At 68.6% G+C, this 20,449-nt stretch carries 15 protein-coding genes and 1 tRNA gene; 11 read left to right on the top strand and 5 right to left on the bottom strand.

The features are described from left to right. Nucleotides 1–7: 7 nt before the first annotated feature. Nucleotides 8–1,330 carry an aminotransferase class I/II-fold pyridoxal phosphate-dependent enzyme gene (locus tag AC5Y31_RS04005; protein WP_499978237.1) on the bottom strand — a complete coding sequence of 441 codons (1,323 nt, stop codon included), beginning with the start codon at nucleotides 1,328–1,330 and terminating at the stop codon, nucleotides 8–10. A 40-nt stretch (nucleotides 1,331–1,370) separates the two neighbouring features. On the opposite strand from AC5Y31_RS04005, the gene AC5Y31_RS04010 reads away from it, so the two are divergent. The 4 genes from AC5Y31_RS04010 (at nucleotide 1,371) to AC5Y31_RS04025 (ending at nucleotide 5,533) form a co-directional block, all read left to right on the top strand. Further along, nucleotides 1,371–2,039 carry a pyridoxamine 5'-phosphate oxidase family protein gene (locus AC5Y31_RS04010; RefSeq protein WP_499978239.1) on the top strand — a complete coding sequence of 223 codons (669 nt, stop codon included), beginning with the start codon at nucleotides 1,371–1,373 and terminating at the stop codon, nucleotides 2,037–2,039. Between the two features lie 92 nt (nucleotides 2,040–2,131). Beyond that, on the top strand, nucleotides 2,132–3,226 hold the full coding sequence (gene pdhA / locus AC5Y31_RS04015; protein WP_499978241.1) for a pyruvate dehydrogenase (acetyl-transferring) E1 component subunit alpha: 1,095 nt from the start codon (nucleotides 2,132–2,134) through the stop codon (nucleotides 3,224–3,226). Next, nucleotides 3,226–4,275, top strand: coding sequence for an alpha-ketoacid dehydrogenase subunit beta (locus AC5Y31_RS04020; protein WP_499978243.1), 1,050 nt, complete (start codon nucleotides 3,226–3,228; stop codon nucleotides 4,273–4,275). Before pdhA ends, AC5Y31_RS04020 begins: the two co-directional genes overlap by 1 nt. Before the next feature lie 73 nt (nucleotides 4,276–4,348). Beyond that, a complete protein-coding gene (locus AC5Y31_RS04025) occupies nucleotides 4,349–5,533 on the top strand; it encodes a dihydrolipoamide acetyltransferase family protein (RefSeq protein ID WP_499978245.1) in 1,185 nt (394 codons plus the stop codon). 9 nt (nucleotides 5,534–5,542) lie between these two features. Here AC5Y31_RS04025 and AC5Y31_RS04030 read toward each other — a convergent pair whose 3' ends face one another. The 3 genes from AC5Y31_RS04030 to AC5Y31_RS04040 all read right to left on the bottom strand — a co-directional run bounded on the left by AC5Y31_RS04030 (nucleotide 5,543) and on the right by AC5Y31_RS04040 (nucleotide 7,965). Then, nucleotides 5,543–6,301, bottom strand: a complete 759-nt coding sequence (locus AC5Y31_RS04030; protein WP_065025087.1) for an enoyl-CoA hydratase — start codon at nucleotides 6,299–6,301, stop codon at nucleotides 5,543–5,545. Nucleotides 6,302–6,586: 285 nt separating this feature from the next. Beyond that, on the bottom strand, nucleotides 6,587–7,777 hold the full coding sequence (locus AC5Y31_RS04035; protein ID WP_499978248.1) for an IS481 family transposase: 1,191 nt from the start codon (nucleotides 7,775–7,777) through the stop codon (nucleotides 6,587–6,589). Between the two features lie 114 nt (nucleotides 7,778–7,891). Next, a tRNA-Arg gene (locus tag AC5Y31_RS04040) sits at nucleotides 7,892–7,965 on the bottom strand. Nucleotides 7,966–8,237: 272 nt separating this feature from the next. Here AC5Y31_RS04040 and AC5Y31_RS04045 point away from each other — a divergent pair. The 4 genes from AC5Y31_RS04045 to AC5Y31_RS04060 are packed head-to-tail and all read left to right on the top strand — an operon-like array spanning nucleotide 8,238 to nucleotide 15,699. Then, nucleotides 8,238–9,686: a wax ester/triacylglycerol synthase family O-acyltransferase gene (locus AC5Y31_RS04045; protein ID WP_499978250.1), complete on the top strand. Its 1,449-nt coding sequence runs from the start codon at nucleotides 8,238–8,240 to the stop codon at nucleotides 9,684–9,686. Continuing rightward, the gene (locus tag AC5Y31_RS04050; protein ID WP_499978251.1) at nucleotides 9,683–11,275 is read left to right on the top strand and encodes an HAD-IB family hydrolase; all 1,593 of its coding nucleotides are present in this window, start codon (nucleotides 9,683–9,685) and stop codon (nucleotides 11,273–11,275) included. The genes AC5Y31_RS04045 and AC5Y31_RS04050 overlap by 4 nt, the downstream gene beginning before the upstream one ends. Next, nucleotides 11,272–13,635 carry a glycerol-3-phosphate 1-O-acyltransferase gene (locus tag AC5Y31_RS04055; RefSeq protein WP_499978253.1) on the top strand — a complete coding sequence of 788 codons (2,364 nt, stop codon included), beginning with the start codon at nucleotides 11,272–11,274 and terminating at the stop codon, nucleotides 13,633–13,635. Before AC5Y31_RS04050 ends, AC5Y31_RS04055 begins: the two co-directional genes overlap by 4 nt. 54 nt (nucleotides 13,636–13,689) lie before the next feature. Continuing rightward, nucleotides 13,690–15,699, top strand: a complete 2,010-nt coding sequence (locus AC5Y31_RS04060) for a bifunctional copper resistance protein CopD/cytochrome c oxidase assembly protein (protein ID WP_499978254.1) — start codon at nucleotides 13,690–13,692, stop codon at nucleotides 15,697–15,699. Nucleotides 15,700–15,703: 4 nt separating this feature from the next. On the opposite strand, the gene AC5Y31_RS04065 is transcribed toward AC5Y31_RS04060, so the two are convergent. Further along, nucleotides 15,704–17,053 carry an MFS transporter gene (locus AC5Y31_RS04065; RefSeq protein WP_499978952.1) on the bottom strand — a complete coding sequence of 450 codons (1,350 nt, stop codon included), beginning with the start codon at nucleotides 17,051–17,053 and terminating at the stop codon, nucleotides 15,704–15,706. Nucleotides 17,054–17,232: 179 nt separating this feature from the next. On the opposite strand from AC5Y31_RS04065, the gene AC5Y31_RS04070 reads away from it, so the two are divergent. The 3 genes from AC5Y31_RS04070 (at nucleotide 17,233) to ettA (ending at nucleotide 20,421) form a co-directional block, all read left to right on the top strand. Next, on the top strand, nucleotides 17,233–18,051 hold the full coding sequence (locus AC5Y31_RS04070) for an LppX_LprAFG lipoprotein (protein WP_499978257.1): 819 nt from the start codon (nucleotides 17,233–17,235) through the stop codon (nucleotides 18,049–18,051). A 154-nt stretch (nucleotides 18,052–18,205) separates the two neighbouring features. Then, a complete protein-coding gene (locus AC5Y31_RS04075; RefSeq protein ID WP_065025708.1) occupies nucleotides 18,206–18,664 on the top strand; it encodes a single-stranded DNA-binding protein in 459 nt (152 codons plus the stop codon). A gap of 80 nt (nucleotides 18,665–18,744) precedes the next feature. Further along, the gene (gene ettA / locus AC5Y31_RS04080; RefSeq protein WP_301636503.1) at nucleotides 18,745–20,421 is read left to right on the top strand and encodes an energy-dependent translational throttle protein EttA; all 1,677 of its coding nucleotides are present in this window, start codon (nucleotides 18,745–18,747) and stop codon (nucleotides 20,419–20,421) included. Nucleotides 20,422–20,449: the final 28 nt, after the last annotated feature.

Raw genomic sequence — 20,449 nt, forward strand, 5'->3', positions numbered from 1 at the left:
CACTACGTCACACGCTCGCGCGTCCGGTACCGGTTGCCGCCTCGGCTACGGCGTCGGCCAGCGGTTCGATCTCGGTGCGCGCCAGATCGGCGATGGTGACGCGGATTCCCGGTGAGCTACCGATGCGGAACCGGCTCCCCGGCGCAGCGGCGTAGCCCGCGGTGAGCAACCGGGTGATCGCCGCCGTCTCGTCGGGCACCGGTATCCACACGTTGAGGCCGGAGCGGCCATGGGCGGCGATGCCGCGCTCGGCCAGCGCCGCGCACAGTCGGGTGCGCCGGTCGGTGTAGCTGGTTTCGGCGTCGGCCACCAGTCGAGTCGCCGCCGTATCGCGCCACATGTTCACGGCGACGTCCTGCAGCAGGTGGCTGACCCAGCCCGGCCCGAGCCGCTGCCGACCGTGCACCCGCTCGACGGTGCGGTGGTCCCCGGCGAGTACTGCCAACCGTAGATCCGGGCCGTAGGCCTTGGCCGTCGAACGCACGAACGCCCAGTGCCGCACCACCCCGGCCAGCGGATGCAGCGCGACCCCGGCCATGCCGGCACAGTGATCATCTTCGATGAGCAGCACATCGTTGTCGGTTTCGGCGAGCAGGCTGCGTAACGCGTTGGCGCGCTGTTCGGAAAGCGCTGCGCCGGTGGGGTTTTGGGCGCGACTGGTCACCACCACCGCCCGTACTCGGTGGCGCAGTGCCCGGGTCAGGTCGGCGACCAGTGGTCCCTCGTCGTCGACGCCGACCGGTTCGGGAGTCAGTCCCAGCGCGCCGAGCAAGTCCAGCAGGTTGGACCAGCCGGGATCTTCGACGGCTACCCGGTCCCCGGGGCGCAGGTGCGCTGCCAGCACCCGCTCGATCGCGTCCAGGGCGCCTGATGTCACCGCGAGGTGTTCGGATGCCACCCCGTCGGCGGCCAGCGTGGTCCGCGCGTGGTCGGCCAGCGCCGGTGCGATGGGCGGCTGTCCGTACAGCACGACAGTGCTGGGCGTCGAGAGCCGAGCAGTGGCGATCGGCAGCAGCGCCGGGTTCGGGTTACCGGTGGACAGGTCACGCACACCAGCCGGAATCGTCAACCCGCGCAGCGAGCGTGGCGTGGTCGCCGGCCGGTCGCGCACCCGAGTGCCGCGCCGCCCATCGGTTTCGACGGCCCCGCGGTCGCGCAGCAGACGGTAGGCGGCGGCGACGGTGTTGGGGTTCACCGAGAGCCGGGCGGCCAGGCCGCGGATCGGGGGGAGCACCGCACCGGGTGGGACGGCGCCCTCGGAGATGCCCTGTTCGATGCTGGCGGCTATCGACTCGGCGCCGTCACCGGCGATAGAATATTGTACGACCACAATACACAGTATGCACTAATACAATAAGAAAGGCAGTGTGATGCCAGGGACGTATTCATCCACGCCGCGCACCACCCCCACCCGGTACCGGGAGCGGGCCCGCTATGACCGCACGACCGTGCATCGCATCCTGGACGAGAGCCTGATCTGTCACCTCGGCTACCTCAACGCGGGCTCCCCGGTGGTGCTGCCGACCACCCACGCCCGCCGCGGCGACGTCCTGTACCTGCACGGCTCCAGCGGCAGCGGGCCCATGCTGGCGGCGGCGAAAACGCCGGAGGGCCTGCCGGTCTGCGTGACCGTCACCCTGGTCGACGGCTTGGTGTTGGCCCGCTCGGCAATGCATCACTCGCTCGCGTACCGCTCGGTGGTCGTCTTGGGCGCCGCCCGTCTGGTCACCGACCGCGACGAAAAGCTCGACGCGCTGGCCGCCCTGACCGACCACGCGGTGTCCGGCCGTGCCGCCGACAGCAGACCGCCCAATCACCGCGAGTTGGCCATGACCGCCGTGCTGGCACTGGAATTGGTCGAGGTCTCCGCCAAGCTGCGCACCGGCGGCCCGGTCGACGACCCCGAAGACCTCACCCTGCCGCACTGGGCCGGAGTGGTGCCGCTGGCGATGACCGCCGGATCTCCCGAGCCGGCCGGCGACCTCGACCCGGACATCCCGCTGCCGGCCTACCTGAAGCCCTACCGGCGGCCACGCTGATCCCTGCGCGACACGTTCGGTCGACCGCTCGAGATCAGCCGGGCGGCCCCGGGGCGGGGGCATAATGAGATCAGCGTCACAAGGAGGCTCGCATGGGCCAGCTGCCAGGAATGACCGGTCCCGAGGTCGCCCTCGAACCCGTGCAGCTCGTGCGGCCGGACGGCGCGCCGACCGACGAGGATCGCTACGGCCGGGATCTGCCCGAGGAAACCCTGTGCTGGCTTTACGAGTTGATGGTGCTCACCCGCGAGTTCGACACCGAGCTGATCAACCTGCAGCGGCAGGGGGAGCTGGCGTTGTACGCCTCCTGCCGCGGCCAGGAGGCAGCCCAGGTCGGAGCCGCCGCCTGCCTGCGCAAAACCGACTGGCTGTTCCCGCAGTACCGTGAGCTGGGGGTGTTCATCGCCCGCGGCATCCCGGCCTGGAGCCTGGCGGCCGCCTGGCGCGGAACCTGGAACGGCGGGTTGGATTTCACCGCGAAATGCTGTGCACCGATCTCGATTCCGATCGGGACTCAGGCGCTGCACGCGGTGGGCGCGGCGATGGGCGCCCAACGCCTGGGCGAGGATTCGGTCACGGTCGCATTCGTCGGTGACGGCGCCACCAGCGAGGGCGACGTCCATGAAGCGCTGAACTTCGCCGCGGTGTTCACCGCCCCGTGCGTGTTCTACGTGCAGAACAACCAGTGGGCGATCTCAGTGCCGCTGCACCGGCAGACCGCCGCTCCGTCGCTGGCGCACAAGGCGATCGGCTACGGGATGCCCGGGATCCGGGTGGACGGCAACGATGTGCTGGCCTGCTACGCGGTGATGGCCGAAGCGGCCGAGCGGGCCCGGACCGGCGGCGGGCCGAGCCTGATCGAGGCTGTCACCTACCGGCTCGGCCCGCACACCACCTCCGACGATCCGACGCGCTACCGCAGCAACGCCGAACTCGAGCGGTGGACCGCCCTCGACCCGATCCCGCGCTACCGCAGCTATTTGCGCAACACCGGCGTCTGGTCGCAGCGCCTCGAGGACCGGGTCACGGCCCGGGCGCAGCGGCTGCGCACCGAGTTGCGCGACGCCACGGTCGGTGCGTCCGATTTCGACGTCGACGAGGTGTTCACCTCCGTGTACGCCGAGATCACCCCGGAACTGCAGCAGCAACGCCGCGCACTGCGCACCGAGCTGGCCAGGGAGCGCTGATGACCCAGATCCTCGAACCGCCGACCCGCTCGCCGGCCCCCGCGCCGGTCACCGGCGCAACTACGCGTATCGAAGAGCTGACCATGGTGGCCGCACTCAACCGGGCGCTGCATGACGCGATGGACGCCGATCCCCAGGTGCTGGTGTTCGGCACCGACGTGGGCGTACAGGGCGGAGTGTTCCGGGTGACCGAGGGGCTGGCCGAATCCTTCGGGGAGCAGCGCTGTTTCGATACTCCGCTGGCCGAGTCCGCGGTGATCGGCATCGCCATCGGGCTGGCGGTGCGCGGCTTCGTCCCGGTCCCGGAGATCCAGTTCGACGGGTTCAGCTACCCGGCGCTGGACCAGATGGTTAGCCACCTGGCGAAGTACCGGACCCGCACCCGCGGTGAGATTTCGATGCCGGTCACCGTGCGTATCCCATCGTTCGGCGGAATCGGTGCGGCCGAACATCATTCGGAATCCACCGAAACCTATTGGGCGCACACCGCCGGGCTCAAGGTGGTGGTCCCCGCCGATCCGTCGGATGCCTACTGGCTGCTGCGGCACGCCATCGCCACGCCCGACCCGGTGATGTTCCTGGAGCCGAAACGGCGGTACTGGGCCCGCGGAGCCGTCGACACCGAGCACCCGGCGCCGGGCATCGGGCGCGCCGCGGTACGCCGGTCAGGCACCGACGTCACGGTGCTGACCTACGGCGGCGGGGTGGCCACCGCGCTGTCGGCAGCCGACATCGCTGCCCAAGAGCAGGGTTGGAGCCTGGAGGTGGTCGACCTGCGTTCCCTGGTGCCGCTCGACTTCGACACCGTCACCGAATCCGTGCGCCGCACCGGGCGGTGTGTGGTGCTGCACGAGGGCCCGCGAAACCTCGGCTACGGCGCCGAACTGGCCGCGCGCATCCAAGAGGAGTTGTTCTACGAACTGGAGGCGCCGGTATTGCGCGTCACCGGATTCGACACCCCCTATCCGCCGGCCCGGTTGGAACGGCTCTGGTTGCCGGGCCCCGACCGGCTGCTCGACAGCGTCCAGCGGCTCCTGGAGCTGCCGTGAGCCCGCGCCGCGACGATGCGGAGCGCCAACGACGAGGTGGGGGCACCTCCCGCTTGCGGGGGAGAGTGGTGCCATGAGCGCCGAGCCGAACACCTTCGCGGTCCCCGACCTCGGGGAGGGTCTGCAAGAGGTGACGGTGACCAGCTGGAACGTCGCCGTCGGTGACCAGGTGGAGCTCAACCAGGTGCTGTGCACGGTCGAGACCGCCAAAGCCGAAGTCGAGATCCCCAGCCCGTACGCCGGTCGCATCGTCGAACTCGGCGGCCCGCAAGGCGCTGTGCTCGCGGTCGGGGCGCCGCTGGTGCGCATCGACACCGGCACGGCGGTCGCACCGTCCGATACTGCCGTAGCCGGGCGCACGCCGGTGCTGGTGGGCTACGGCGCCGACGACGCCTTCGACACCAGCCGCCGCACCTGCGCCACCACCGGGCGCCCCAAGGCCAAGCCGGCCGCCCGCAAGCTCGCCGCCGAGCTGGGTGTCGATCTGGGCGGTGTAGCACCCGGCCCGAGCGGTGTGATCACCACCGACGGTGTGCGCGCGGCCGCCGGCGATCGGTCCGGCGACGAGCTGCGTCCACCGAGCCCGGTGCAGGCGGCCATGGCCGAACGGATGACGCTGTCGCGCAGCCGGATTCCCGACGCGCACGGCAGTATGCAGGTGGACTGCACCAACCTGCTGCAGCTGCGGGATCGCCTTGCCGGCAGCGCGGGCGGTGCGGCGATCACGCCGTTCGTGCTGACGCTGCGGCTGCTGGTCATCGCCTTGATGCGACACCCGGTGCTCAACGCGACCTGGGTCGACGCACCGGAGGGACCGCGGGTCCGTACCCATCGCGGTGTACACCTCGGTGTCGGGGTGGCCGCCCCGCGCGGCCTGCTGGTGCCGGTGGTCTTCGACGCGCATCGCAAGACCACGCGTGAGCTCGCCGACTGCGTGGCCCGGCTCGTCGCCGACGCCCGGGCCGGCAGCCTGCAGCCCGCCGAGCTGCAGGGTTCGACGTTCACCGTCTCCAACTTCGGCGCCTTGGGCCTCGACGACGGGGTGCCGGTGATCAACTACCCGGAGGCGGCCATCCTGGGCATGGGTTCGCTGAAGCCGCGCCCGGTGGCCCTGGGCGAGGCTGTCGTCGTGCGTCCGCAGATGACATTGACGTGTGCGTTCGACCACCGCATCGCCGACGGCGCGCAGGTCGCCGAATTCCTTTGTGCGCTACGCGATCTGATCGAACATCCCGATACCGCGCTGGTGGATCTGTAGTCCGGGGGGCTATCTGCGCTGTGCTGCGGCCAGCCGGGCGGCGAACTCCGGTGACTCGACCGTCGCCGCCTGCGGGCCCAGCTCGGTGCGCTTGGCGAACTCGTGCTGCTCGCCCTCGACCGCGCCGGGGCTCGCGGTGGTCCGCATGGTGGCCTTGGTGGCCAACACGACGTCTCGCGGTGCTGACGCGGGCCCGGCCGCCAGTGCCATCGCCGCGGCGACCGGGTCGTCGGCGACCTGCAGCGCCAACCCGTGGTGCACCGCGGCCTCGGCGTCGAAACGCATGCCGAACAGCAGCGCGGCCCGCGCCACCTGGGGCCCCACCGCCCGGTGCAGCATCCAGGTGGCGCCCCCGCCGGGGTGGAGGCCCAGCTGCTGGAACCGGGTGTCGAACAGGGCTGCCGGGCCGGCGATCCGCACGTCGGCCGCCAACGCCAGGTTCAGCCCGGCGCCCACCGCGGCGCCGTTGACCGCGGCGATGGTCGGCAGCGCGCACTGCGCGACCGCCATGAAACCGTCGTACAGCGCCAACAGCCCGTCTTCGGTGGCGGCACCGAGGGCCGAGAGGTCGGCGCCGGCGCAGAAGGCCCGGCCCGCGCCGGTGACGATCACCGCATGCACGTTCGGGTCGGCTTCGGCGCGCTCCACCGCAGTCCGCAACTGCGCCGACATCGTGCCGGTGACCGCGTTGCGGCGGTCGGGATCATTGACGGTGATCAGCGCCACCCGATCGGTGACACTGAACAAGACGAGGCCGGAATCAGTCATCGAGGATGACGGTATTCGACGGGTGAATCGGTCAGGCGACCCACGCGATGATCACGGCGGACGCCACCACCAGCGCGATCATGAAGGCGGTGTAGAGGATGATCGTACGTTCGTGGCTCATTGGCCTACCTTTCCCGGTTTCCCCGGTATCTTTGCCGGTCTGCGACACAATGTCACGCGCCAGAGCGCCCTTGCGCATCGCATCGGCTGCCTGCGCCCCTGTTGGACTTCGGGTGATGCTTGACGGATCGTCTTCGGTTGATCCTTGACACTCCAGGTTAGTGGTTAGGCCTGTTCGCGGCTGCGGAAGGCCCGTTTGTTTCTTACCTCACCGCGGCTGGTGCGGGCGGCGGTCTTGACCAGGTCGTCGCCGATGAAAAACCGCAGCAGATCCCCGTCGACATGCACGTCGCAGCGGGAGCCGGCGTGATGGGCTCCCACGCTGACTTGCTGCCATGCCACGCTGACGACGCCGTTGGTGGTGACCCGGCGCGACACCCAGTCATCACCGCTGCGATCGGTACCGGCTGCACTCGAGGGGCTCGCTACCGCAGCGTCGGTCGCGCCCGCGCTGAACCGCTCAGCAGGGGCCACCATGGCGATGGCTTGGTGGGGCCGGGCCGTGTTGTAGTAGCCAACCCACTCATCCAAGGCCTGCTGAGCACGTTTCAGAGTAGCGAAAGGCTTTCGGTCGCTGAGGAACTCAGCACGCAAACTGCGATGGAAACGCTCAATTTTGCCCGTCGTCGTAGGACTGCGCGGCTGAGTCAACAGATGCTCAACACCGTGTTGGCGACAGATCGCATCGAAGAGCACCTCCACCGGCGGATGATGAAACCGCCCGGTGAACACCTTGCCGTTATCGGTCAAGATCTGCTCGGGTGCCCCATAGCGATCCAGTGCCGCACGCAGCCCATCGCAGACCGCGCGAGTGCGTTCCCGCGTCATCAAGTGCGCACTGATGCACATCCGGGAATGGTCATCGATACCGGTCAATGCTTTGGCGCTGGTGCCATCGGCCAGCGGGAACCCGCCGACGATATCCATCTGCCACAGCTCCATCGCAGCGCTACGTTCCCAGCGTTTCCATTTCCGCGACCGCCGCTGCCGCGACTCGGCATCGATCATGGCGGCCCGCACCAGCGCCCGATAGACCGCCGACTCCGACGGCAGCGGCCTCATACCCCGCTTATCCAGCTCGAACACCAACCGCCGCGGCCCCCAATACGGCCGCGACCGCCGCAACTCCAACACCACCGCCTCAACCTCGGCCGGCATCTGATGCGGACAGTGCACCGGCCGATGCGACCGGTCCTTGAGCCCTTCGAAGCCCTCGACTTCATACCGGGCCAGCCAGCCATGCATCGTCTGCCGCGACACATTCGCCTTTTCAGCGGCCTGCGCCACCGAAAGCCCGTCGGCAATCACCGACAACACCGCTTGATACCGCTGCTCAGCCACGCTCAACTCCCTCATCCAGGGAGTGTCAAGGATCAACCGAAGTAACTGTCAACCATCAGCCGAAACACTGTCAGCCATCACCCGAAGCCGAAACGTCAAGCATCACCCGACGTAATACACGGCTGCCTGCGCCCCCGGCAGGACTCGAACCTGCGACCACAAGATTAGAAGTCATGTGCTCTATCCACCTGAGCTACGGAGGCAGTGCGCCCAGTTTATCGGCTGGCGACGCCGGATCGGCGGCGACCGAACGATATCGCGGGCCGGGTCGATCGGCGGTTTCCAATTCACCCGGCCAGCAGAGTATTTCGTTTTGCGGCCCATGGCCCCGATCTGCGGAATCGACACCCGTCGCGATAGCCAAACAATTAGCGTTGAATGGTGCTCGTGAAGACTGGGAGCCAGGAGGGGAACGTGGTGGTCGCAGCGTTGGTGCACCGGGAAGGTCCGGGCCGCGAGCCCGCGGGAGCTGCACGTGGGTGACCTGGTCGACGCCGCGGGTCTGCCGACCGAACTCGGCGCCGTCGACTATCTGTTGCACCGCGGCGAGGCGAATCCGCGCACCCGTTCGGGGATCATGGGCCTGGAACTGCTCGACACCACCCCGGACTGGGATCGCTTCCGCGGCCTGTTCGAGAACGTCTCCCGGCGGGTGCTTCGGCTGCGCCAGAAGGTGGTGGTGCCGACGCTGCCCACGGCCGCGCCGCGTTGGGTGGTGGACCCCGATTTCAATCTGGACTTCCACGTCCGGCGGCTTCGGGTTCCCGAGCCCGGGGGGCTGCGCCAGGTGTTCGACCTGGCCGAGGTGAGCCTGCAATCACCGCTGGACATTCAGCGCCCGCTGTGGGCGGCGACACTGGTGGAGGGGCTGGCCGGCGGACGGGCCGCCACCCTGCTGCATCTGAGCCACGCGGTCACCGACGGCGTGGGCAGCGCCGCGATGTTCGGTCAGATCTACGACCTGGAACGCGACCCGCCCGCTCGGGCGATGCCGCCGCAACCGGTGCCGCAGGATCTGTCGTCGGGCGACCTGATGCGCGACGGCATCAACCACCTGCCGGCCGCGGTGCTCGGCGGCACCCGCGACGCGCTGGTCGGGATGCTGTCGATGGCGACCCGCACGGTGCGTGACCCGCTGTCGGCGGTGGCCGGGGTGATCGGCTACGCCCGCTCCGGTGCGCGGGTGATGAGCCAGGCGGCCGAACCCTCGCCGCTGCTGCGTCGGCGCAGCTTGACCAGTCGCACCCAGGCGCTCGACATCCGGCTCTCGGATCTGCACCGGGCCGCCAAGGCCGGCGGCGGGTCGATCAACGACGCCTACCTGGCCGCGCTGTCGGGGGCGTTGGGGCGCTATCACCGGGCGCTGGGAGTGCCGATCGCCACGTTGCCGATGGCGATCCCGGTGAATCTGCGTGCCGAGGCCGATCCGGCCGGCGGTAACCGGTTCACCGGGGTGAACCTGGCCGCTCCGGTCGGCGTCGCCGACCCGGTGGAGCGGATGAAGCGGATCCGCTCGCAGATGACCCAGCGGCGTGAAGAACCCGCGATGGACGTGATCGGCTCCATCGCGCCACTGTTGAGTGTGTTCCCGTCCCCGGTGCTGGAGAAGATGACCGAGTCGGTGGTCGCGGCGGACGTGCAAGCCAGCAACGTGGCGTTCTATCCCGGGGACACCTACATCGCCGGAGCCAAAGTGTTGCGGCACTACGGGATCGGGCCGCTGCCCGGGGTGGCGATGATGGTGGTGCTGATCTCGCGCGGCGGTGAATGCTCCATCACGGTCCGCTACGACCGGGCCGCGGTCCGCGACGAGAAGCTGTTCACCCGCTGCCTGGTCGAGGGCTTCGACGAAGTGCTGGCGCTCGCCGGTGACCCGGCGCCGCACTGCGTGCCGGCCTCGTTCGATCCGGGTGGCCAGTCATGACCGACGACACCAAGGCGCCACCACCGCGGGACATGCGGCTGCCCGGTTCGGTGGCCGAGATCGCCGCCAGCCCACCCGGGCCCAAGATCGGCGCCTTCTTCGACCTGGACGGCACCCTGGTCGCCGGTTTCACCGCCGTCATCCTGACCCGGGAGCGAGTCCGCAGCCGCGACATGGGGCTGCTGGAGCTGTTCGGGATGATCCAGGCCGGGCTCAACCACCAACTCGGCCGCATCGAATTCGAACAGCTCATCACCAAGGCGTCGTCGGCGTTGCGGGGCCGCTCGATCACTGATCTCGACGAGATCGGTGAGCGGCTGTTCGTCCAGAAGATCGCCAAGCGGATCTACCCGGAGATGCGCGAGCTGGTGCGGGCGCACCAGGCCCGCGGGCACACCGTGGTGCTGAGTTCGTCGGCGCTGACCATTCAGGTCGAGCCGGTCGCGCGGTTCCTGGGCATCACCAACATGCTCACCAACGCGTTCGTCACCGACGAGGACGGCGTGCTCACCGGAGCGGTGACCGAACCGATCCTGTGGGGGTCCGGGAAGGCCGCCGCCGTGCAGAAGTTCGCCGCCGAGCATGACATCGACCTGCAGGACAGCTACTTCTACGCCGACGGCGACGAGGACGTCGCGCTGATGCATCTGGTCGGTAACCCGCGCCCGACCAATCCCGAGGGCAAGATGGCCTCGGTCGCGCGCAAGCGGGGCTGGCCCATCCTGCGGTTCAGCAGCCGCGGCAGCGGTGTGGTGGGCCAGCTGCGCAACCTGGCCGGTCTGGGGTCGATGGTGCCCGTCGGCGCGGGGGCGATCGGGCTGGGACTGCTCAGCGGCAGCCGGCGCCGCGGCGTCAATTTCTTCACCGCGTACTTTCCGCACCTGCTGCTGACCCTGAATGGTGTGCGGCTCAACGTGATCGGCAAAGAGAACCTCACCGCAACCCGGCCCGCGGTGTTCATCTTCAACCACCGCAACCAGGTCGACCCGGTGATCACCGCATCATTGGTGCGTGACAACTGGATCAGCGTCGGCAAGCGGGAACTGGAACGCGACCCGATCGCCGGGCCGCTGGGCAAGCTCACCGAGATGGTGTTCATCGACCGGGACGATGCGGCCGCAGCGGTGGAGTCCCTGCACCAGGTCGAAGAGCGCGCCAAGCGGGGACTGTCGGTGGTGATCGCCCCGGAGGGGACCCGCGTCGATACCACCGGGGTGGGGCCCTTCAAGAAGGGGCCGTTCCGGATCGCGATGGCCGCCGGGATCCCGATCGTGCCGATCGTGATCCGCAACGCCGAAGTGGTCGCTGCCCGAGACTCGATGAGCGCCAACCCCGGCACCGTCGATGTCGCGGTGTTCCCGGCGATCCCGGTCGACGATTGGACGGTCGACAATCTGGCCGATCGGATCGCGCAGGTTCGTCAGCTCTACCTGGACACGCTGGCTGACTGGCCGCTCGACGAGTTGCCAGAGCTCAAACCGGTTCAGAAGAAGCCCGCCAAGAAAGCGGCCAAGAAGACCCCGGCCAAGAAGACCCCGGCCAAAAAGGCCCCAGCCAAGAAGAGCGCCGGCCCGAAAGGCAGGCAGTGACGACATCACCCGCCACCGACTCCGCTGACTCCTCTGGGTCCAACGACACCGGCGACACGCTGGTGCTGGCGTTCGTGTCGACGCCGGTGGAGGGTGATCTGGTCCGCGGGTGGCTGGACCGCTATCGCGACGCGCAACCGGATGCCCGTACCGAACTGCTGCAGATCTCCCCGGACCGGCCGCCCGCGGTCATGGCCCGGCTGGTGGGGCAACTCGAACGCGACGAACAGCGCTCGGTCCTGCCGGTTCGGGTGTTCTGGATGCCACGTGCCGAGGCATCGGCGCTGTCCCGGGTCATCGCGCTGCTGCCCGGCCGGAATCCCTACCGGCCCAATGAACGTCAGCAGCGGCGCATTGTCAGCAGCGAATCGTCGCTGGCGCGCGTGGTGGCCGGTGAGCCGGCCAGCGTCGCCGAATTACGCGAGCAGTGGAGTGCGAACACCGTCGGCGAGAATCCTCGGGACTTCGCGCATTTCGTCACCCGCCGGGCGGTGCTGGCACTGGAGCGCGCCGAGTACCGGATCCTGGGCCCGCAGTACAAGTCGCCGCGGTTGGTGAAGCCGGAGATCTTGGCGTCCACCCGGTTTCGTGACGGGCTGAAGAACATCCCGGGTGCCACGCTCGACGAGGCCGGCAAGATGCTCGATGAGCTGTCCACCGGCTGGAGTCGGGTTTCGGTCGACTTGGTCGGCGTATTGACCCGGATGCTCAGCCGCGGCTTCGACCCCGACATCGACTACGACGAGTACCAGGTCGCCGCGCTGCGTACCGCGCTGGAGAACCATCCCGCAGTGCTGTTGTTCTCGCACCGGTCCTACATCGACGGTGCGGTCATGCCGGTGGCCATGCAGGAGAACCGCCTGCCGCCGGTGCACGTGTTCGCCGGGATCAATCTGTCGTTCGGCTTGATGGGGCCGCTGCTGCGCCGCTCCGGGGTCATCTTCATCCGGCGCAGCATCGGCAACAACCCGCTGTACAAGTACGTGCTCAAGGAGTACGTCGGCTACGTGATGGAGAAGCGGTTCAACCTGAGCTGGTCCATCGAGGGCACCCGCTCGCGCACCGGCAAGATGCTGCCCCCCAAGCTGGGGCTGATGACCTACGTCGCGGACGCTTACCTGGATGACCGAACCGATGATGTTCTGCTGCAAGGTGTTTCGATCAGCTTCGACCAGCTGCACGAAACGGCCGAATACGCGGCCTATGCCCGCGGCGGAGAGAAGACGCCGGAGGGAGTCGGCTGGCTGTACCGGTTCATCAAGGCGCAGGGCGAACGCAACTACGGCAAGATCTACGTGCGTTTCCCCGAGGCGGTGTCGATGCGCCAGTACCTCGGTTCGCGCGACGGGCCCGCGGCCAGCGACCCGGACGCCAAGCGACTGGCGATGCAGAAGATGGCCATCGAAGTGGCCTGGCGCATTCAGCGCGTCACCCCGATCAGCGCGACCGGGTTGGTGTCCGCGCTGCTGCTGACCACGCACGGGCTGGCGTTGACCTTAGAGCAGATCCACCATTCGCTGCAGGAGGGACTGGACTACCTGGAACGCAAGCAGACCCCGATCTCCACCAGTGCGCTGCGGCTGCGCACCCGGGATGGGGTGCGAGCGGCAGTGGACGCGCTGTCCAACGCGCATCCGGTCACTCGGGTCGACGGCGGACGCGAGTCGGTGTGGCGGATCGCCCCCGAGGACGAACACGCCGCCTCGTTCTACCGCAACTCGGTGATCCACGCCTTCCTGGAGACCTCGATCGTCGAGCTGGCCCTGGCCCATGCCGGCCGCGGTGAAGGCGACCGGCTCGACGCGTTCTGGGACCAGGCGATGCGGCTGCGCGATCTGCTCAAGTTCGACTTCTACTTCGCCGATTCGGCGGCGTTCCGCGAGAACATCGCCGAGGAGATGTCCTGGTTCACCGATTGGGAGGCCCGCGTCGCCGCCGGCGGCGCCGAGATCGACGGGATTTTGTCGGAGAAGAAGCCGGTGATGTCCGACGTCATGTTGCGGGTCTTCTTCGAGGCGTACGAGATCGTCGCCGACGTCCTCTGCGATGCGCCGGCCGACATCGGTGAGAAGGAGCTGACCCAGCTGGCGCTGGGTGTGGGCCGCCAATACGTGGCCCAGGGGCGGATCCGCAGCAGCGAGTCGGTGTCCACCCTGCTGTTCGCCACCGCACGGCAGGTGGTCGCCGACCAGCAACTGCTGCAGGACGGCCCGGATCTAGCGGACCGCCGTAGGGCGTTCCGTGGCGAATTGCGACGCATCCTGAAGGACTCCGACCATATCGCCCGAATCGCCCGCCGGGAGTTCTTCGCCCGAGACGCCGAGGCACGGCGACTCCGGCGGGCGCGCGGCGAACGGTAGCCCGGCAGCGCCTCGCTACGTAGTGATTCGCGCGTACGCCATACGCTGGGGGCCATGACGGCGATTCCGACCCGCGCCCGCTCGGCCCGGTACCTGCCGGTGCTGGCCGGGGTGGCGATCCTGGCCGGCTGCACCGCCGCCGGGATCGCCGCGCTGGCGTTGGCCGACGCGCTGACCGCGACCGGTCTGCCCGACCCCGGCCCGGTGACCACGCTGGGGCTGCCGTTCGTGCGGGCCGCCGGCGAGATCGCCGCGGTGCTGGCGGTCGGTTCGTTTCTGCTCGCCGCCTTTCTGGTGCCCCCGCAATCCAGCGGCGTGCTCGACGCCGCCGGCTACCGCGCGCTGCGGCTGGGCACCAAAGCGTTGGGAACCTGGGCGGTGTGTGCGGCGCTGCTGGTTCCGCTGACCATCTCCGATGTCTCCGGCCACCCGATGTCCGAGCTCCTCGACCCGGTGACGACGTGGTCGCTGGCCGGCCTGGTCAACACCGCATCCGCGTGGCGCTGGACCGCGCTGCTGGCCGCGGCGCTGACCCTGGCGAGCCTGCCGGTGCTGCGCTGGTCCTGGACGCCGGCGCTGCTGGCCGGCTCGTTGCTGACGCTGGTCCCGTTGGGCTTGACCGGGCATTCGGCAGCCGGCGGATCCCATGACCTGGCCACCAACAGCCTGCTGATCCATCTGGTCGCCGCGGGGCTGTGGGCCGGCGGTCTGCTCGCCCTGCTGGTCCACGCGCTGCGCGGCGGGGAACACGCCGATCTGGCGGCGCGACGGTTCTCCACCGTGGCGCTGTGGTGCTTTGTGGCCATGGGCGTGTCCGGGGTGCTCAACGCGCTGGTGCGGCTGGCCCCCTCCGATGTGCTGACCACCGACTACGGCCGCTTGGTGCTGGCCAAGTTCGTCGCGCTGTGCGCCCTCGGAGTCCTCGGCTGGGGCCAGCGGCGCCGCGGAATAGCGGCGCTGCAGACCGAACCGGATGCGCGGGGACCGCTGATCCGGCTGGCCCTGATCGAAGCCGCCGTCTTCGCGGTCACGTTCGGTATCGCGGTCGGGTTGGGCCGCACCCCGCCGCCCCCGCCGCCGGTGCTCAACCCGTCGATCCCGATGGTGAAGATCGGCTACGACCTCGCCGGCCCGCCCACCGCGGCGCGAATCCTGTTCGACTGGCGGTTCGACGTGATTTTCGGCACCGCCGCGTTGGTGCTGGCGGCCGTCTACCTAGTCGGGGTGCTGCGACTGCGCCGCCGCGGCGATGCCTGGCCGGCCGGCCGCACCACCGCCTGGCTGCTGGGCTGTGCCACCCTGCTGATCGCCACCTCGTCGGGAACCGGGCGCTACATGCCGGCGATGTTCAGCATGCACATGGTCGTGCACATGATGCTGTCGATGCTGGTGCCGATCCTGCTGGTGCTCGGCGGGCCGACCACGCTGGCCCTGCGGGCGCTGCCGGCCGCCGGTCGCGGCGAGCCGCCCGGCCCGCGGGAATGGCTGCTGGCGGCGCTGCACAGCCGGGTCTCGCGGGTTCTCACCAACCCGATCGTCGCGGCGGTGATCTTCGTCGCCGGCTTCTACGGGCTGTACTTCTCCACCCTCTTCGACTCGATCGTCGGCAGCCACGCGGGACACGTCGCGATGAACGTGCACTTTTTGCTCAGCGGATACCTCTTCTATTGGGTGGTGATCGGCGTGGATCCCACCCCGCGGCCGATCTCCCCGCTGGCCAAGCTGGCAGTGGTGTTCGCCTCGCTGCCGCTGCACGGCTTCTTCGGGGTGTTCCTGATGGGCATGCACAAGATGCTAGGCGAGTGGTTCTATGCCGGCCTGCGGCTGCCTTGGCACACCGACCTGGCCGGAGATCAGCATCTGGGCGGCGGCATCACCTGGGCGGGAGGCGAACTGCCCCTGGTGCTGGTGATGATCGCGCTGTTGGTGCAGTGGCATCGCAGTGACCGCCGCACCGCCAAGCGGCTCGACCGCTCCGCCGACCGGGACGAGGACGCCGAGCTGGCCGCCTACAACGCGATGCTGGCCGAGGCGGCCCGCCGTGACGCGCTCGGGCAGCACTGAGCCGTCAATCGGGTAGCCCGGCCTCGGCGATCGCGTCGGCTTCCTGTTCGGTGGCCACCGACGGCCCCGAGCCCGGAAGCCGCTTGCCGGCGACCTCCGGGGTGAACCACAGCGTGATTGCGCCGACGATGCCCGCACCCACCAAGATGAAGGCCGGCACCATCACGTTGCCGGTTCCCGACACCAGCGTCTCGGCGATCAGCGGAGTGGTGCCACCGAACGTCGAGACCGAGATGTTGAATCCGATCGCCACCGCGAACAGCCGCACCCGGGTGGGGAACAGGGCCGGCAGCGTCGACGGCGTGGTGCTGTAGAAGCAGACCAGCGTCATGCCGATGAGCAGCACGCCGAGGAGCCGCAGTGGATAGTTTCCGCCGTGCCGGATCAACAGGAATGCCGGAACAGAGCCGACGATCAGCATTACGCTGCCCGTCCACAGGATCGGTTTGCGACCGATCCGGTCGGACAGCTTGGCCAGCGGCATCACCGCCACCAGCATCAGCAGCAGCGCCACCACAATCATGGTCAGCCCGCGACTGCCGCTGATGCCACCGACCTGTTTGAAGTACGTCGGCATGTACCCGGTGAGCATGTAATTGGTGACGTTCTCGGCCAGTACCAGGCCCATGCAGATCAGCAGGCCTCGGCGCTGGCCGACCACGGTCTGCTGGAACTGCTGCCACCCGGTGCTGCGGGCCGCGGCCGTGTCGTCCTCGTTGAGTTGCCCGAGCTCTTCGAAGGCCGGTGATTCGTCGATGCGCAACCGCATGTAGAGCGTGATGAGGGCCAGCGGGACGCCCAGCAGGAAGGGCACCCGCCAGCCCCAGTGCAGCATGTCGGAGACCGGCAGTTGGGATTTCATCAGCGTCACCACGGCGGCACCGGTGATGTAGCCGCCCAGCGTGCCCAGTGGCAGGTAGCCGGTCAGTGCACCCCGGCTGCGGTCCGGGGCGTGTTCGCTGACGTAGGTCATCGCGCCGACGTACTCGCCGCCGGTGGAGAAGCCCTGCATGATTTTCGTGACGATCAGCAGGATCGGAGCCCAGACCCCGATCTCCTCATAGGAGGGCAGCAGCCCGGTCACCGTGGTGCCGATCGCCATCAGCGTGACGGTCATGATCAGCACCCGTTTGCGGCCGATGCGGTCACCGAGTGCGCCGAAGACGATCCCGCCGAACGGCCGCACCGCGAAGGCCGCCGCCAGGGTGCCGAAGGTGGCGATCAGGCCCACCGCGCTGGAGCTGTCAGTGGGGTAGAAGACCTGCGCGACGGTGGTGGCGAGGAAGCCGTAGATGCCGAAGTCGTACCACTCCATGAAGTTGCCGACAGCGGTTCCGGCAATCGACCGCTGCATGGCCTTCGGGTCCGAGACCCGGATGTCGTCGCGTGCCCATGTGCTGCGGTTCGTGTGTGCACCGCTGCCGGACTGGCCGTTGGTATCCACCGCAAGCAACGTATACCAACGGGTTCCGTCGTTCTCGTTGACACGAGATGGCCTGCCCGGGCCCGGGGGTGCCCTCTACGATGACGGGCATGCGCAGGCTCCCAGCCGTCCTGACCGTTGTGAGCGCCGCCGCTGCCCTGGTTGCCGGTTGCTCATCCAGCCCGTCCCCGTCGGCTCCGTCGTCGTCATCGGTTGCTGCGACGACCTCCGCGACGACCGTGCCGCCCTCCGCGGCACCGGGGACATCCTCGTCGGCAGCGCCCTCGGCGTCCGCCGCGCCCACGTCGTCGAAGAAGGCCAGCGAGCCGCTGCCCGACGCCGCGGCGATTCTCAAGGAGGCCAGTGTCACCACCGCCGGCCTCGACAGCGTGCGCCTGAGCCTGTCGGTGACCGGAAACATCGACAACATGGCGATCACCGCCCTCGACGGCGACGTGACCAAGGTGCCGGACGCCGCGGCCAAGGGCTACGCCAAGATCGCCTACCGGGGTGCCCCGGCCTACGTCGAGTTCGTGGTCTTCGGCGGTGATCTCTACGTCTCGCAGTCGTCTCGCCAGTGGGTCGACTACGGACCGGCGGAGAACTTCTACGACGCGGCGAAAATCCTCAGTCCGGACACCGGACTCGCCGATCTGCTGACCAACTTCGTCGATCCCGAGGTCGGTGGGCGGGAAACGGTCGACGGCGTGCACACCGTGCGGGTCACCGGCGAGGTTTCGCCCGCGGCGGCGAAGAAGATCGTGCCGCAACTGCACGCCGCCAAGCGGACGCCGTGCACCGTCTGGATTCAGGAAACCGGCGATCATCACCTGGTTCGGCTCGAGCTCGCCTCCGGAGCCGACAACGCCGTGCAGATGACCTTCTCGAACTGGAACGCGCCGGTGCGCGTCGGCAAGCCGCGGGTGTAACCGCTCGCCGCGAGGTTGTCCCCAGTTCGCGTTTCTTCCACAGTTGCCGTTGCGGGCGACGGTTGCGCGGGCCTGGTTGTCGGGTCCGCCGGGCTCAATGGGTGCAGCACCGGCGGGCCTGTCAGCTCCGCCGCAACCAGGAAGGAAACGTGCAATGTATGAAACTCCGTTGACCATCATCGGCAACGTCGCGAGCGACCCGATCCGGCGCCGGGTGGGGGAGCACGAACTGATCAAGTTCCGGGTGGCCAGCAATTCGCGCAAGCGCGGCGCCGACGGGAACTGGGAGCCCGGCAACTCGCTGTACCTGACGGTCACCTGCTGGGACCGGTTGGTCACCGGCGTCGGTGCGTCGCTGAGCAAGGGGTTGCCGGTGATCGTGGTCGGGGACGTGTACACCAGTGAATACGAGGACAAGGACGGCAATCGCCGATCGTCGGTGGAGCTGCGCGCGACCGCGGTCGGGCCCAACCTGGCGCGCTGCGCAGCCCGGGTGGAAAGGATCATCGCCGCCGGACCGGACAATCCGCCGGCCGCGCCGCACGCCGACGAGGCCGACGGTTCGGACTGCGCCGACGACGACGCCGAGGAGGGGATGGCGCTGACGGCCTGAGCGCAGGCGACAGGCGGGTGAATCCACCGCCTAGGATGGTCGGCGAGCAAATTCGCGAGACCAGGAGGCGACACCGCGGTATGGCTGAGTTCATCTACACGATGAGGAAGGTCCGCAAGGCGCACGGCGACAAGGTCATCCTCGACGACGTCACGTTGAGTTTCCTGCCGGGGGCCAAGATCGGTGTGGTCGGCCCCAACGGGGCCGGCAAGTCGAGCGTCTTGCGGATCATGGCGGGGCTGGACACCGCCAACAACGGTGACGCGTTCCTGGCACCCGGGGCCAGCGTCGGCATCCTGCAGCAGGAGCCGCCGCTGAACGAGGAGAAGACCGTCCGCGGCAACGTCGAGGAAGGTCTGGGCGACATCAAGGTCAAGCTGGACCGGTTCAACGAGGTCGCCGAACTGATGGCCACCGACTACTCCGACGAGCTGATGGAGGAGATGGGCCGGCTGCAGGAGGAACTCGACCACGCCAACGCGTGGGACATCGACTCCCAGCTCGAGCAGGCCATGGACGCGCTTCGCTGCCCGCCGCCCGACGAGCCGGTCACCAACCTCTCCGGTGGCGAGCGGCGCCGCGTCGCGCTGTGCAAGCTGCTGCTGTCCAAGCCCGACCTGCTGCTGCTCGACGAGCCCACCAACCACCTCGACGCCGAGAGCGTGCAATGGCTCGAAGCGCATCTGGCCGCCTATCCGGGGGCGATCCTGGCGGTCACCCACGACCGCTACTTCCTCGACAATGTGGCGGAATGGATTTTGGAGCTCGACCGCGGCCGGGCCTACCCCTACGAAGGCAACTACTCGACGTATCTGGAGAAGAAGGCCGAGCGGATCGCCGTTCAGGGCCGCAAGGACGCCAAGCTGCAGAAGCGGCTGCAAGAGGAACTGGCCTGGGTGCGCTCGGGCGCCAAGGCTCGCCAGGCCAAGAACAAGGCCCGGCTGCAGCGCTACGAGGAGATGGTGGTCGAGGCCGAGAAGACCCGCAAGCTCGACTTCGAAGAGATCCAGATCCCGACCGGGCCGCGGCTGGGCAGCCAGGTGGTGGAGGTCGAACACCTCGACAAGGGGTTCGGCGGGCGGCTGCTGATCAAGGATCTGTCGTTCACCCTGCCCCGCAACGGCATCGTCGGCGTGATCGGCCCCAACGGTGTCGGCAAGACCACGCTGTTCAAGACCATCGTCGGACTGGAGGCACCCGACAGCGGCACGGTCAAGGTCGGCGAGACGGTCAAGCTGAGCTACGTCGACCAGTCTCGGGCGGGCATCGACCCGAAGAAGACGGTTTGGGAGGTGGTCTCCGATGGGCTCGACCACATCCAGGTCGGGCAGAACGAGATCCCGTCGCGGGCCTACGTGTCGGCGTTCGGCTTCAAGGGACCTGACCAGCAGAAGCCGGCCGGTGTGCTCTCCGGCGGTGAACGCAACCGGCTGAATTTGGCGCTGACCCTCAAAGAGGGCGGGAACCTGATCCTGCTCGATGAGCCGACCAACGACCTGGACGTCGAAACCCTGGGGTCGCTGGAGAACGCGCTGGTGAATTTCCCCGGCTGTGCGGTGGTGATCTCCCACGACCGCTGGTTCCTCGACCGCACCTGCACCCACATCCTGGCCTGGGAGGGCGACGCCGACGAAGAGGCCAAGTGGTTCTGGTTCGAGGGCAACTTCGGCGCCTACGAGGAGAACAAGGTGGAACGGTTGGGGGCCGAGGCGGCGCGCCCGCATCGAGTGACCCACCGCAGACTCACCCGCGATTAAGGTAAGTCCGGTAGCGGCGCTGCCGGAA

The sequence above is a fragment of the Mycobacterium sp. NGS18 genome (genome assembly GCF_059813185.1).

Bases quoted from the DNA above. Each gene is read 5' to 3' on its own strand.
- AC5Y31_RS04035 (WP_499978248.1), bottom strand. From the start codon at position 7,777: ATGAGGGAGTTGAGCGTGGCTGAGCAGCGGTATCAAGCGGTGTTGTCG.
- AC5Y31_RS04010 (WP_499978239.1), top strand. From the start codon at position 1,371: ATGCCAGGGACGTATTCATCCACGCCGCGCACCACCCCCACCCGGTAC.
- AC5Y31_RS04060 (WP_499978254.1), top strand. From the start codon at position 13,690: ATGACGGCGATTCCGACCCGCGCCCGCTCGGCCCGGTACCTGCCGGTG.
- AC5Y31_RS04070 (WP_499978257.1), top strand. From the start codon at position 17,233: ATGCGCAGGCTCCCAGCCGTCCTGACCGTTGTGAGCGCCGCCGCTGCC.
- AC5Y31_RS04050 (WP_499978251.1), top strand. From the start codon at position 9,683: ATGACCGACGACACCAAGGCGCCACCACCGCGGGACATGCGGCTGCCC.
- AC5Y31_RS04065 (WP_499978952.1), bottom strand. From the start codon at position 17,053: ATGCAGCGGTCGATTGCCGGAACCGCTGTCGGCAACTTCATGGAGTGG.
- AC5Y31_RS04020 (WP_499978243.1), top strand. From the start codon at position 3,226: ATGACCCAGATCCTCGAACCGCCGACCCGCTCGCCGGCCCCCGCGCCG.
- AC5Y31_RS04030 (WP_065025087.1), bottom strand. From the start codon at position 6,301: ATGACTGATTCCGGCCTCGTCTTGTTCAGTGTCACCGATCGGGTGGCG.
- pdhA (WP_499978241.1), top strand. From the start codon at position 2,132: ATGGGCCAGCTGCCAGGAATGACCGGTCCCGAGGTCGCCCTCGAACCC.
- AC5Y31_RS04075 (WP_065025708.1), top strand. From the start codon at position 18,206: ATGTATGAAACTCCGTTGACCATCATCGGCAACGTCGCGAGCGACCCG.
- ettA (WP_301636503.1), top strand. From the start codon at position 18,745: ATGGCTGAGTTCATCTACACGATGAGGAAGGTCCGCAAGGCGCACGGC.
- AC5Y31_RS04025 (WP_499978245.1), top strand. From the start codon at position 4,349: ATGAGCGCCGAGCCGAACACCTTCGCGGTCCCCGACCTCGGGGAGGGT.